The sequence below is a fragment of the Natrarchaeobius chitinivorans genome, from assembly GCF_003841505.1.
Taxonomy (GTDB): Archaea; Halobacteriota; Halobacteria; order Halobacteriales; family Natrialbaceae; genus Natrarchaeobius; species Natrarchaeobius chitinivorans.
In genome coordinates this window covers 259,802-272,769 of the sequence record NZ_REGA01000003.1, presented here as the reverse complement: position 1 = coordinate 272,769, position 12,968 = coordinate 259,802, and the positions used below count along the sequence as shown (strand labels likewise).

Here is a 12,968-nt window from a genome sequence, read left to right as displayed (position 1 = left end):
TTTGGTCCGTCTCACTCGAGAGGAAAGGCACTTCCATCCGCGGCCCGTGCCGGTGGATGTGAGCGCCGAGTCCCGCCGAGTCGAGGTGTATCCGGGCTGTGAAGCCGTCGTCGAGTTCGATCCGGACCTCACGTTCGAGTGCGTCGAGGACTGTACGTGGTGTTGTCACCACGGTGTCTTGCTCTACGACCGGGACCTGATCGAACTCGCTCAGCGGGCGAACCTCTCCGAGACGACGACCGATTTTCGCGGCGAGAAGTTCGTGACCCGCGAACGAAAGGACCGAGATACGCACGTCGCCGAAGACGGTCACGCCTGCGCGTTCCTCCGCGAGGACGGCCTCTGTTCGCTTCACCTCGAGGACGACTGGAAGCCGACGCGGTGTTCGGTCTTCCCGCTTGCCGTCTGGCTCGAGGAGGACGGCCTCCACGTCGATATTCGCGAATCAGCCCACGACCACTGCGACGGGTTGAACGTCAGCGAACGGACGGTCGTGGACAACCTCGAGGCGTTTCTCCCGGCGGTTCTCTGGGACCTCGAGAATCCGGATTCGGAGCGAGAACTCTGAACGAGAGACCCGACGATTCGCTCCAGTGGACGACGATTTCACTCGTCTGAACGACCAGAACGGTTCTCGGGGCCGGTTGCTCGTTTACTGCGTGAAGTGCTACCGCACGTCTCCAATGATTTAAACGTGTGCCGAGCGTAATTCGTCTGTGACAGAAGAATCCGGGCGACGGAACCTCCGTATGCCCAACAGCGATGAAGTATTCGCCGTCGTAACCGAACACCTTGGTGGCAACCACGTGCAACTGCGCTGTGAGGACGGCGAAGAGCGCCTGGGCCGAATTCCGGGTCGGATGAAGTACCGCACCTGGATCGAGCAAGACGACATCGTCGTCGCCGAACCCTGGGACTGGCAGGACGAGAAAGCCACCATCGAGTGGCGCTACACCAGCCAGGACGCCGATCAGCTCCGCCGCGAAGGTCATATCGACTGAAACGCCAACTTCTCTCGAGTGCAACGCCGATTAGCGACAGCGCTGTGGCGAGTGATTGGTGGACTCGGCCCAGATAAATCCTATCCGGCGATATCGAATCATAGTTCGATCGACAGTAGCGATCAGTAGTCGAGGGTTCGGTACGGGAGTCGAAACGGGCCGAACAGACTTCCTCCCCCGAATTTTATACGATCGGCGGAGAACGTGTAACCGCTCATGAACGACGACGAGCTCCGTCGCGAGGTCGAACGACTTCGCGACGAGGTCGACGCCCTCCATCGTCGACTCGAGGCGATAGAGTCCGAACCGCCGCCCGAATCCGAACCCGGCGAAACCGACGACGTCGACGGTTCGGACGAACCGACTGCCGCCGAAGACGTGGCGACGACGGGGGACGAACCGGACGACCCCCCGGAGTCGCCGGACGCTGCGTCGACGGAGTCGCCGGGCGGCAGTGCGGTCAGCGAACGGCTGGCAGCCGACCGGGACTGGGAACTCGCGCTCGGGGTTCGGTGGCTCGGACTCGTCGGCGCGCTCGCGCTCGTCGTCGGCGTCGTCTTCTTCGTTCGTCTCGCGATCGAGATCGGGTTACTCGGTCCCGCCGGGCGCGTCGCGCTCGGTGCGCTCGCCGGCGTCGGGTTGCTCGCGGGAGGTCGGTTCGCGGCCACCCGGCAGGGGTACGTTCGCTGGGGACGCATCGCCGCCGGAACCGGGCTGGCGATCGCGTACTTCAGCGTCTACGCCGCCTACGGCTTCGACAGCTATCGCGAGGCGATCGGAACGCCGCTGTGGGCAGTTCTCGCCGCATTGACGGCGCTCGTCGCGGTCGCGGCGATCGTTTCGGTCCGCGACGGAGCCCCGCTCGTCGCCGGCGAAGCGTTCCTGCTCGGCTACGTGACCGCCACGCTGAGCACCGACGCCGCGACGGTCGTCCTGACGCCGGCGTACGTCCTCCTGCTCGGCGCGGGACTCGTCGCGATCGCGACGATCCGACCGTGGAGTCGACTCGTAAGCGCCAGCACGTTCGCTACCTACGGCGTCCTCCTGCTGTGGCTCGTGGCGGTCGAACCGCCCGCAGCCGCGATCGGAGCGGCCGGCGGCCTCGCGTTCGTCCTCTACCTGATCGGTGGCTACGTTCTCCGACTGGTCGAACTGCGAACCGAGGGCGTATCCGGACGACTCAACCGGGTCCGGTTGGCCCTCGTAACCGTCGCGAACGCCGCCTTCGCGACGCTGTTTCTCGAGATCGCGTTACGAGATGGGTTTCCCGAGACAGCAATCGACGGCGTCGGCGCGGTCGCGGTCGCTCTCGCGCTCGCGGTGACCTACGCCGCGACGGATCGCGGCCCGGTTCGCCGCGACGGGGCAGCGGCGGCGAGTGCCGTCGCCGTTCTCGCTATCGGAATCGCGATGGCCGCCGGACCGTTCGCGACGACCGTCGGTGCGCTCGCCGTCGTCGTCGCCGCGGTGGCGATCTCGAGGATCGCCGACGCACCCGGGTTCCGAGTCGGAGCCCACGTCGTCGCTGGCGGCGTTCTCCTGAAACTGCTCGCCGTCGACGCCACGAGGCTTTCGGGATTCGACGCCGCCGATCCAGTGGCGACCCTGACCGGCCGTCCCGTCGCGTTCGCGATCGCGATCGGGACGTTCTACGCCCTTTCGTGGTGGCTCCAGCGGACCGACTCGTTGACCGACGTCGAGCGGCGATTCGCCCCGCCGACGGTCGCGGGCTACGCCGTCGCCGCGACGGGTCTCGGCGCCGTCGTTCTCGCCCTCGAGTTGTCGGGTCTGGGAATCTCGGTCGCGTGGGTGTTGTTCGGCTCCGCCCTGCTCGGAGTCGGGCTCGCGAGCGACGTCCGGGGGGTCCGAATGCTGGGGATCACCGTGCTCGGCCTCGCTACCGCGAAGGTGTTCCTCTTCGACACCAGGGATCTGGATACGGTCGCCCGGACGCTGTCGTTTCTCGTCCTCGGAGCCGTGTTGCTGACGGCCTCCTACGTCTACGCCCGATCGCGTGGCGACCTCGAGATCGACCTCGAGTTACCGGACCGGCGTGAGGAGTAGGTGTAGTTTCGCTAGTCAAATCCGTTTCAACCGGACTGTCGTGAAGGGTCGATCATCTGGTCGCGCGTTTCCAGGTGGCGAGATCGAGGACGGCTCCGTCGAGTTCCGAGGCATCGGCGTCGGTCGCCGCCCAGACGAACATCCCCGCGACGGACTCCGGATCGCGACCGGTGTCGTTCGTCAACTCGGTCGCGACCTGTCCGGGGTCGAGACACCACACGACGTGGTCTGTGTCGGCGTCGAATCCTCGAGCGATCGCCTCCGCTGCCGCTTTCGAGACCGCGTACGAGCCGTATCCCGGCTTGCCGGCCCGTGCGACCGAACCGGTCGGAACGAGCACTCGTGCGCCGTCGTTCAGATGCGGGAGCGTTTCCCGTATCGTCGCGAAGACGCCTCGAGCGTTCGTCCGCCAGTGGTCGTCGACCAGCGTGTACGACTCCGCCGTCATCGGCGTCTCACCCGGATCCCCGTGGTAGACGCCCGCAGCGGCGACGACGACGTCGATTCCCTGATGGGAACTGTCACCCGCCTTCGAGGCAGTCTCGGCGAGCCGTTCGACGTCGTACTCGTCGCGGACGTCGGTCCGGATGCCCGCCGCCGTCGCGCCAGCGTCCGTGAGATCCTCTACGACCGTTTCGACCGCCGCGGCGTCTCGAGCCCCGACGACGACGGTTGCTCCCTCGGCGGCGAACGCGTCCGCGACGGCACGACCGATTCCGCGGGTTCCGCCGGTGACGACTGCTGTCTGTCCGTCCATACCCCGTGTACGACGCCGACCGACAAGGAACAACCGGGTGGGCTGCATCGGTATCGGACGACTTCGCATCTGTCGAGATTCCCAGATGTAACCTACCTATGTGTGAAACAGATTTATCACACCGAAAACACTCAACTCGAGTATGCAATCGCTGGCCGGCGAGTCCGTCGTCGTGGTCGGGGCAGGTGTCGGTGGTCTCTCGACGGCGTGTTATCTCGCGGATGCAGGTGCAGAGGTCCGCGTCGTCGAGAAAAACGACCAGCTCGGCGGTCGTGCGAGTCGGCTCGAACGGGACGGGTTCCGGTTCGACATGGGGCCGTCGTGGTACCTGATGCCCGACGTCTTCGAGCGGTTCTTTGCGGACTTCGACCGGACACCGAGCGATTACTACGAGCTGACTCAGCTCGATCCTCACTACCGAATATTCTTCAAAGAAGGGGCAGAGCAGTCGGTCGCTGACGGTTCGGGTACAACACGGAGCGGCGAAACCGGTTCGAGCGAGACGGCTCACCCGTCTGCCGACGCGAGAGTGCCTGGCGATCGGGTCGACATCACGCCCGACCTCGAGCGGACGAAAGCCGTCTTCGAGGAGTACGAGGAAGGGGCGGGCGAGAGCCTCGAGCGCTACCTCGAAACGTCGCGGAAGAACTACGAGGTCGGGATGAAACACTTCGTCTACGAGGACCGCACGCGGGTTCGCGACTACCTCGATCTCGACGTTGCTCGGCAGGCTCGAGGCCTGTCGTTGCTCGGCTCGATGCAGGGTCACGTCGAGGACTACTTCGAGCACCCGAAACTCCAGCAGATCATGCAGTACACGCTGGTGTTTCTGGGCGGGTCGCCGACGAACACGCCGGCGCTGTACAACCTGATGAGCCACGTCGATTTCAATCTGGGCGTCTGGTACCCCCAGGGTGGAATCGGCCGCGTGATCGACGCCTTCGAGGAACTGGGACGGGAGCTGGGCGTCGAGTACGAGACGGGGCGGCCGGTGACGGCGATCAAGGGCCGCGAGGGGGCCTTTCTCGTCGAGACGACAGACGGTCCGCTCCGGACGGATCTCGTCGTGAGCAACGCCGATTACGCCCACACCGAGATGGACCTGCTCACCCCGGAGCGTCGGGGATACGACGCCGAGTACTGGGAGAGTCGAACGTACGCCCCCTCCGCGTTCTTGCTCTACCTGGGCGTCGAGGGCGACGTCGACGAACTCGCCCACCACACGCTCGTCCTTCCGGCCGAGTGGACGGATCACTTCGACCGAATCTTCGAGGACCCCGAGTGGCCCGAGGACCCGGCCTACTACGTTTGTGTCCCTTCGAAGACGGACGACAGCGTCGCTCCGGAGGGACACAGCGCCCTGTTCGTCCTCGTCCCGATCGCTCCGGGCCTCGACGATCCGCCGGAAATCCGCGCGGAGTTCCGCGAGACGATTCTCGCGGATCTCGCCGAGAACGCGGAAACCGACCTCCGGGACCGAATCGTCTTCGAGGAGCGCTTTTGCGTCGACGACTTCGCCAGTCGGTACAACAGCTTTCAGGGGACGGCACTCGGACTCGCTCACACCCTCCGGCAGACGTCGCTGTTCCGCCCGCCCCACCGCTCGAGCGAGGTCGAGGGGCTCTACTTCGTCGGCGGGGATACGACGCCGGGAATCGGGGTGCCGATGTGTCTGATCAGCGGAAAGCTGACCGCCGAGGCGGTCCTCGAAGATTACGGCGGGCCGGAGCGGAGGTGAGACGGGTGGGAAACCGAGAGATCGGAGACCGATCGACGATTCTCGGGGACGTCTCGTACCTGTTGACGCTGTCCCGTCCGCGCTTTTGGCTCTACCTCGCTGGCCCCGTCCTCGTGGGCGTCACCTACGGTGCCCGGACGACCGACGCCCTGTTTTCGCTCGCGGCGATCGTCCTCTTCGGGTACTTTCTCCTCCCGGCGAACGTCTTCCTCTACGGGATAAACGACGTGTACGACCGCGATGTCGACGCGGAGAATCCGAAAAAAGGCGATCGGGAGGCGCGCTACCGGGGTCAGCGGTACGTTCCGGTCGTCACGGGTCTCTGTGGCGGGCTCGTACTGGCCGTCGTGGCGGTCGTCCCGCGGGCCGCCTGGCCGTGGCTCGCCGGCTTTCTCGCTCTCGGGGCCGCTTACAGCGCCCCGCCGCTTCGGTTCAAGACGACCCCGCTGCTGGATTCGCTTTCGAACGGGCTGTACGTCCTGCCGGGGGCGGCCGCCTACGCCGCCATCGCCGGAACCCACCCACCCGTCCTCGCCGTCGTCGGCGGCTGGCTGTGGGCGATGGGGATGCACACGTTTTCGGCGATCCCCGACATTCGGCCCGATCGGGAAAGCGGTATTCAGACGACCGCGACCGTGCTGGGCGAACGCCGGACGTACGCTTACTGTGGTACGTGCTGGCTCGCGAGCGCCGCCGCGTTCGCAGCGCTCGACCCCCGGCTGGGTGCCGTGATGGCCGTCTATCCGGTCCTCGCCGTCTCGATTGCGCTCTCGAGCGTCGCCGTCGACCGCGCGTACTGGTGGTTTCCCGCGATCAACACGGGCGTCGGGGCGGTGATTACGATGGGCGGGCTCTGGAGGCTGATGTATGGATAGTCGGCTCCTCGGGCTGGGCGAGGACGGCGACGCGAGAGCGACGATTCAGCACCGCCTCGAGGCGGTAATCCGGGAGAATCGGTTCACGATCGCGGTCGTGTTCCCGTTCGTCGGTGCGGTGACGCTGGTCGCCAGCGCCGAGGGGCTGTTACCGCAGCCGCTCGCGTACAATCCGCTGTTGATACTGTTCGGAACGCTGGTGATGCGATCGCCACTGGTCGTCGGATTGCTTCCGCGGATCGGTCCGTGGGCCCTCGCCTGCTTCGGGGTCCTCACCGCGTACACGTACGCGATCGAAACGGTCGGCGTCCGGACGGACTGGCCGTACGGCGCGTTCGAGTACACGATTCAACTCGGTCCGATGCTGTTCGGCGAGGTTCCACTCGCCCTGCCGCTGTTTTTCATCCCGCTCGTGGTGAACGCTTACCTGCTCACCCTGTTGATACTCGGCGACTCGAGCGACCACCTCCTCGTCAGGATTCCGACGGCCATCGCGGCCGTCGTAGCCGTCGACCTCGTGCTCGATCCCGCGGCGGTCGCGATCGGCTTCTGGGAGTTCGTCCCGCCCGGTATCTACTACGGCGTTCCCGTCTCGAACTACGTCGGCTGGGTGCTCTCCGGGACCGTCGCCGTCGTTCTCGTCGACCTCGCGTTCGACCGACGACGGTTGATCGACCGCGTTCGGGAGTGTGAGTTCGTCCTCGACGATCTGGTGAGTTTCGTGTTGCTGTGGGGAACGATCAACGTTCTCTACGGTAACTGGCTGGCCGCCGCCGTTGCCGGACTGTTCTGTCTGGGGCTGTTCCGAACCGACCGCTACGACGTCGACATGGTCTACACGGCGATCCCCGGAAACTGGCAGAGTCAACCGACCGAGACGAGTACTGACACCGATGCGTCCGGCCGAGACGAGCACTGACACCCGTGTCCGACCGAGACGAGCACTGATGCCGGTGTCCGACCGAGACGAGAATGAGTCCACCGACCTCTCGCGATCGCTCCCGCACTGGACTGTATCCGCCGAACTATCTTGTCAGAATGAGTCCGCCGGACTATCTGGTCGGCGTGTGGCCGCCGAATCTCGAGTCACGCGAGTCGGCATCCGCCTCGATCGGTGGGACGGCCGAAACCCGCTGGAACACCGCCTCGGGGTCGCGGTTCCAGTGCCAGTGCCAGCGGGTCTTCGCAAGACACCACAGTTTTCGCGACGTCGAGAGCGCCGGTTCGGACTCGAGGACGTCGTATTCCTGGTTCCGGATCAGGGCGTGGTGTTCGGCGTAGAGGACGGCTGCGAGTAACACCGGAAGCTGGCAGTCGGCCGGCAAGTACCTGATGCCGGCGACACCGTCGCGGTAGAGCCGTTCGGCCCGTTTCAGTTCGTCGGCCATCGCCCCGGCGAACCCCTCGGAGTACTCGAGGGATTCGATCTGCTCGGCCGAGACGTCGTGGTTGCTCAGCGTCTCCTGGGGGAGATAGATCCGATCTCGATCGACGACGTCTTCCCGAACGTCGCGAAGGAAGTTCGTCAACTGGAAGGCCTCTCCGAGTTTGGTCGCGTGGGGGAGCGCGGTTTCTTCCATCTCCGGTTCCATGATCGCGGTCATCATCACGCCGACCGAAGCCGCCGAGCCGCGCATGTACGCCTCGAGGTCGGCGTACGTCTCGTACCGACTCGTGGTGATATCGGTCGCCATCGCGTCGACGAACTCCTCGACTTCCTCGTCGGCGATGCCGTAGCGCGCTTTGAGTTCGACGAACGCCTCGAGGACGGGATCGGTGGGTTCGACCTCGCCGAGCGCCTGTGCGCGGAGGTCCTCGAGTTCGGCCCGCTGTTGGGCCGGGGGAGTGCCGTCGGCGTCGTCGACGACCTCGTCCGCGATTCGAAAGAACGCGTAGAGAACGTGCGTGGCGTGACGAACCCGTTCCGGAAGAAATCGCGTCGCGAGATAAAACGTCTTTCCGGTTCGCTTCTGGATCGCCTTCCCCGCGTCGATGTGTTCCTGTTGCATTCTCGGTCTCGCTGACTCCACCAGCGGGCAGTCAGGTGTAGCTCCTACAACAGATTCCTATAAAATACCTACCCCTCACTAGTAGGGTCGCCGTCGAACAGTTCGTCGAGCAGTTTTCGCTGTGCGGCCCGGAGGTGCTGGTGAAACGTCGACCGCGAGATGTCCATCGATTCCGCCAGTTCTTCGCCCGAGACGGGGCGGGGCCACGCGAAGTAGCCGGCGAAGTACGCCTTTCGCAACGCCATCAGCTGTCGGTCAGTTACCGAGGACTCGAGGCGTGCGGCGAGGTCCTGGGGGGTTTCCGTCGGTCGTTCGGTCTCGCGATAGCTACGCAGTTCGACGCGGTCGAACCGGTCGTCCAGTAGGTCGTACACCGATCGAGCCGACTGGCTGCTCGGCAACTCGAGGGCGACGTCGGCGACGGTGGCGTCGGTATCGAACCGACGGAGGACGGCTCCGTGGTCTGCCAGCGCGGTGACGACACCGTCATCGAGCGTCAGTTCGAGAAGCGTCCCGTCGTCGCTACTGGAGATCGTCGTCACGTCGGCGATTCTCTCGAGGTCAGTTACCGCTTCGACGACCCCTGCGGATCGGTCGACGTGGAGGAACACGAGTGGCGTCCCGTCCCCGTCGTACGTCTGTCCGCGAAACGTAACGCTCGCGTCGAGTTCCGACGCGATCGCCGTCAGGAACAGGGACGAATCCTCGATGGCGACCTCGAGTTCGACGACGCCTTCGCTGGTCAGCATCCGCCTCGTCTCGATGGCGTTCATCGCGGTCGCGATCGTTCCCGCAAGCGACTCGAGGACGAGCAGTTCCCGGTCGTCGAAGGCGTCGACCTCGTCGGCGAAGACGACGAGGACGCCGTACGTGACGTCGTTGTACCGGATCGGAACCGCGGCGACGGATTCGACGGCGGTATCGACGCCGACGGGCCACCACCGACTCGCCTCGGCGACCGCCTCGACGTTCTGGACGACCGTCGCTTCGTCGGTTTCGACGGCCCGGACGGCGGGATGACGCTCGTCCGATCCGAGAAGGAGTCCGTCGTCCTCCAGTGGGACGTCGTCCCGCCCGGCCCACTCGCTGGGAGCGATTCGTCCGCTGGTGACGTCGAGACGGCCGATCCACGCGAGGCAATAGGGATCGGTATCGACGAGTCGCCGACAGACGCGGCGTTCGATCTCGTCTCGCGTTCCCGCGCCGACGGCGGCGTCGGTCACGTCCCGAATCAACCCGTCGACCCGGTCGAGAACGTGCTCGAGTGCCCGTCGTTGCTCTCGAAGTCGGTCGGCCGATTCGGCGGCATCGATTTCGGCCAGCTTCCGCTCGGTGATCTCGAGGTGGACGATGGAGACTCGGACGTCACCGTCGACGCGAAAGCGATTCGCCCGCATCAGAAACCACTGCTTTCGGTCGGGCGTGTGACAGGGGTACTCCATCGCGAACGTCTCGCGGCGGCCGTCGAGGACGTCCTCGAGCCCTTCGACTGCGCGTCGGGCGTGTTCGTCCTCGACCGTAGCTGTCGCGAGGTAGTCGGTGCCGACGTGGTCGTCGGGTTCTCCGGGACCGAACTCGCGCCAGGCTTCGTTCGTCAGCAGTATTTCTCCGTCGTGGTCGATAACGGCGACCGTAATCGGAAGCGTTTCGAGGGCCGATTTGGCGATGTCGTCCCGGTTGACCATCGGATTCAGCACCCAACTCCGGTCTACATCAGCAAAAGTCAGTCGGCCTCGGACGAGTGTATCGGGCCGGTTCCGAGACGCCGTTCGACCGACAGAGCGGCCACGAACGGGTGTTGCATCAGTTTCGTAGACTGTTGGGTCGGGAAATACTTATACCCACAGTCGTGGACAGCCCCGACGGAGGTCACACGTGAAAGACGCATCCCCGTCACCACGAACCGTCGAGTTGTGGATCCGATCGTTCGCGCCCGCGACGACCGGGCCGACACAGGAGCGTGCGCTCGAACGGCTCGAGAACGTCGAGTCCACGTCCGGCATCGAGGCGACCGAGGTCAGAATCTGGGGTCCGAAAGTCGAACGGACGGAACGGTCCCGACGAATTCCACAGCTCAGGCGGATCCAGGAGCGCCTCGATTCGTTCGAGGCGTGGGCGACGCGAACGGGTCGTCGGCTCGAGCCGTTTTTCCGCCGGTGTCACGGCGAGTCGACGATCGCGGGCGAACGCCACGACGTCCATCGACTCCCGACGGTCGCGCTCGCCGAGTTCGAAGACGGCGACATCGTTCACGTCGCTCCCTGTCTCGACGGCGACCGAACGGTCGACGTCTTCGATCGATTCGACGAACTCGAGCGCCGGTACCGGGACGATTCCGTTCTCGAGTTCGGCGACGAACGGCGAACTGATGGCGTGATCTCCGAGCAAACCGGAGCGAAAACGAACCGCTCGAGGCCGTCCCCGGAGCTCCCGTCGCCCGATTCGGACTGATACGGATTGCTGTAACGATTTACCGGCGCAACCGCGACCCGGGCGGCGGTTGCGCCGGAAATGACTTACAGTAAACCGTATGAACACCTGTCATACCCGCGAGCACCGGCCGTCACACGCTCGGTCTCGACGGTTCCGTTTTCGGTCCCGACGTCACCCCCGTGCGAACCTATATGGTACTTTGTGACATACAGACGGCTATGCCCAGCGAGCCAGTTACAGCCGATCGATCGCGGTGTCGAAACTGTGGCTTCGAAGCACCGGGCGGTGCCGACGAGTGGCTCCGGATCGACGTTCCGAAGCTGGGGCGGATGACCCAGTGTCCGAACTGCGAGAGCACCGACGTCATGACACATCGGTGAGTCGCCGATCGCTACCGGACGATCTCCGAGTCGGCCCGGAGACAGACTCTTGGTCCTCACGACGCTAGCCACGGGTATGGGAGACGACTCCGCTCGACAGGGGGAAACGGCGTCCGACGAGGAGTGGCGATCGAAGCTCACCGACGAGGAGTATCGAATTCTTCGCGAGGCGGGCACCGAAGCGCCGTTCAGCGGCGAGTACGTAGATCACAAGGCCGACGGCAGTTACGCCTGTGCCGGCTGTGGAGCCGAACTGTTCGACTCCGACACGAAATTCGACTCCGGCTGCGGGTGGCCCAGTTTCTACGACACCGACGACGACCGGATCGAAACGAGACTCGACACCAGCAACGGGATGCGCCGTACTGAGGTGCTCTGTGCGAACTGCGGGGGACACCTCGGACACGTCTTCGACGACGGCCCCGAACCGACCGGCAAACGCTACTGCATCAACTCGGTCGCACTCGAGTTCGACGACGAGTGACCAATCGACCGCGTTCTGACGTCTTCACCACCAGTAGAACACAGCGAGTGCGCCGGGCGGGGAACTGGGCGGCTGTGCATCCTCCCAGATCAGGTACGCGAGTACGACGAAGAGGGCCACGATTGCCACTTTCTCGACCAGGGAGTGTCGCTCCGCCCAGCGACCGAACTCGGGCGACAGTCCGCTGGCGACGCCGGTGAACCCGGCGAACGCGAGGAATCCATTCCCGAACGCCAGAACGGCATTTCCCGTCCACACGCTGTATCCGAGGGCGATCGAGCTCGATATCGCGGTGACGGCCCAGCCTCGAGTCGACATCGACGCCTCCGTAGTATACCCGTCCGACATCTATGGTATCAATGCCCGTCCGACATCTATGGTATCAATGAATGGGATTGTGGCAATAAAGGGTGTGTCATAGAATGGAGATATTGAGAGAGCCGTGCTAAATACAGTGCTCAGTAGGCGTGTCTATCAAGCAACCACCTTGACGAAAATATTGTTCGAGAGCGACTTGCGTTCAGGTGGACATGTGGCCACGAGTCCAGCCAGGATCGTGGCCAGTGCAGTCTATGAGATCGGAGCGACACGCCGGACAGTAGTCAGGGGTGATAGATTCGTTTCGAGGAACGTACACCGCGCCGCCACACTTCACGCATGCATCCGCGACGATGGTCGCGCAGTTCGCACAGATGTTGAAGTCGTCAGCCGTGAATTCGCGCAGAGGTTCGAGTTGTTTATCGAGGAGATACTCGTCAATGACCGTCTGGCAGTTCTGGCACGGTTTCATGGCGATGCATGTCTTACCTCGTGACCGCCCGGTAAATACCTGCGTCTCCGGAATCGAACGGACTGCCGATATCCGAACGAGCTGTACGCGCACCCATCCGTCCGTTTCAAATCAGGAGCCGCGGTACCACAACTCGCGGAAGTGTTATCCGTGTTCTGTGCGTACATTCGTTCGTAATGGCAAACGGAAAGGTTGATTTCTTCAACGACACTGGCGGTTACGGTTTCATTTCGACTGACGACGGCGATCTCGACGACGACGAAGACGTTTTCTTCCACATGGAGGATGTCGGCGGAGAGGACCTGACGGAAGGGACTGAGGTCGAGTTCGACATCGAGTCCTCACCGAAGGGACCCCGCGCCACGAACGTCGTCCGGCTGTAATACCGAGACACACTCGTCGCTTACAGCGACAAGCACCACCCTCGATTTTTCGGA

General features: G+C 64.1%; 15 protein-coding genes. 10 read left to right on the top strand and 5 right to left on the bottom strand.

Annotated elements, in window-relative coordinates; translation table 11 throughout:
* Window positions 1-58 precede the first annotated feature (58 nt).
* The 3 genes from EA473_RS05645 to EA473_RS05635 all read left to right on the top strand — a co-directional run bounded on the left by EA473_RS05645 (window position 59) and on the right by EA473_RS05635 (window position 3,065).
* A complete protein-coding gene (locus EA473_RS05645) occupies window positions 59-568 on the top strand; it encodes a YkgJ family cysteine cluster protein (protein ID WP_124194686.1) in 510 nt (169 codons plus the stop codon).
* Between the two features lie 148 nt (window positions 569-716).
* Complete coding sequence (locus EA473_RS05640; RefSeq protein WP_076609512.1) at window positions 717-1,001, top strand: translation initiation factor eIF-1A; 285 nt, start codon at window positions 717-719, stop codon at window positions 999-1,001.
* Window positions 1,002-1,217: 216 nt separating this feature from the next.
* The gene (locus EA473_RS05635) at window positions 1,218-3,065 is read left to right on the top strand and encodes a DUF2339 domain-containing protein (protein WP_124194685.1); all 1,848 of its coding nucleotides are present in this window, start codon (window positions 1,218-1,220) and stop codon (window positions 3,063-3,065) included.
* Between the two features lie 52 nt (window positions 3,066-3,117).
* Here EA473_RS05635 and EA473_RS05630 read toward each other — a convergent pair whose 3' ends face one another.
* Complete coding sequence (locus EA473_RS05630; protein WP_124194684.1) at window positions 3,118-3,822, bottom strand: SDR family NAD(P)-dependent oxidoreductase; 705 nt, start codon at window positions 3,820-3,822, stop codon at window positions 3,118-3,120.
* A gap of 142 nt (window positions 3,823-3,964) precedes the next feature.
* Here EA473_RS05630 and EA473_RS05625 point away from each other — a divergent pair, with 142 nt between their 5' ends.
* Genes EA473_RS05625 through cruF form a run of 3 tightly spaced genes read left to right on the top strand, consistent with a single transcriptional unit; the run spans window position 3,965 to window position 7,354 of the window.
* The gene (locus tag EA473_RS05625) at window positions 3,965-5,560 is read left to right on the top strand and encodes a phytoene desaturase family protein (RefSeq protein ID WP_124194683.1); all 1,596 of its coding nucleotides are present in this window, start codon (window positions 3,965-3,967) and stop codon (window positions 5,558-5,560) included.
* Window positions 5,561-5,565: 5 nt separating this feature from the next.
* Window positions 5,566-6,435, top strand: a complete 870-nt coding sequence (locus EA473_RS05620; RefSeq protein WP_124194682.1) for a prenyltransferase — start codon at window positions 5,566-5,568, stop codon at window positions 6,433-6,435.
* Complete coding sequence (gene cruF / locus EA473_RS05615; protein ID WP_124194681.1) at window positions 6,428-7,354, top strand: bisanhydrobacterioruberin hydratase; 927 nt, start codon at window positions 6,428-6,430, stop codon at window positions 7,352-7,354. Before EA473_RS05620 ends, cruF begins: the two co-directional genes overlap by 8 nt.
* A gap of 133 nt (window positions 7,355-7,487) precedes the next feature.
* Here cruF and EA473_RS05610 read toward each other — a convergent pair whose 3' ends face one another.
* Window positions 7,488-8,444: a phytoene/squalene synthase family protein gene (locus EA473_RS05610; protein WP_124194680.1), complete on the bottom strand. Its 957-nt coding sequence runs from the start codon at window positions 8,442-8,444 to the stop codon at window positions 7,488-7,490.
* 68 nt (window positions 8,445-8,512) lie between these two features.
* Window positions 8,513-10,129 carry a bacterio-opsin activator domain-containing protein gene (locus EA473_RS05605; RefSeq protein ID WP_124194679.1) on the bottom strand — a complete coding sequence of 539 codons (1,617 nt, stop codon included), beginning with the start codon at window positions 10,127-10,129 and terminating at the stop codon, window positions 8,513-8,515.
* A gap of 190 nt (window positions 10,130-10,319) precedes the next feature.
* Between EA473_RS05605 and EA473_RS05600 the strand changes: the two genes are divergently transcribed.
* The 3 genes from EA473_RS05600 to msrB all read left to right on the top strand — a co-directional run bounded on the left by EA473_RS05600 (window position 10,320) and on the right by msrB (window position 11,741).
* Window positions 10,320-10,895: an HTH domain-containing protein gene (locus EA473_RS05600; RefSeq protein ID WP_124194678.1), complete on the top strand. Its 576-nt coding sequence runs from the start codon at window positions 10,320-10,322 to the stop codon at window positions 10,893-10,895.
* Window positions 10,896-11,095: 200 nt separating this feature from the next.
* The gene (locus EA473_RS22185; RefSeq protein ID WP_165875208.1) at window positions 11,096-11,257 is read left to right on the top strand and encodes a hypothetical protein; all 162 of its coding nucleotides are present in this window, start codon (window positions 11,096-11,098) and stop codon (window positions 11,255-11,257) included.
* A gap of 76 nt (window positions 11,258-11,333) precedes the next feature.
* Window positions 11,334-11,741 carry a peptide-methionine (R)-S-oxide reductase MsrB gene (gene msrB, locus EA473_RS05595; RefSeq protein ID WP_124194677.1) on the top strand — a complete coding sequence of 136 codons (408 nt, stop codon included), beginning with the start codon at window positions 11,334-11,336 and terminating at the stop codon, window positions 11,739-11,741.
* A gap of 24 nt (window positions 11,742-11,765) precedes the next feature.
* Here msrB and EA473_RS05590 read toward each other — a convergent pair whose 3' ends face one another.
* On the bottom strand, window positions 11,766-12,089 hold the full coding sequence (locus EA473_RS05590; RefSeq protein WP_124194676.1) for a hypothetical protein: 324 nt from the start codon (window positions 12,087-12,089) through the stop codon (window positions 11,766-11,768).
* Window positions 12,090-12,261: 172 nt separating this feature from the next.
* Entirely contained in the window at window positions 12,262-12,531 is a 270-nt protein-coding gene (locus tag EA473_RS22710; protein ID WP_124194675.1) for a DUF7571 family protein, read from the bottom strand.
* A 176-nt stretch (window positions 12,532-12,707) separates the two neighbouring features.
* Here EA473_RS22710 and EA473_RS05580 point away from each other — a divergent pair, with 176 nt between their 5' ends.
* Entirely contained in the window at window positions 12,708-12,914 is a 207-nt protein-coding gene (locus EA473_RS05580; RefSeq protein ID WP_124194674.1) for a cold-shock protein, read from the top strand.
* Window positions 12,915-12,968: the final 54 nt, after the last annotated feature.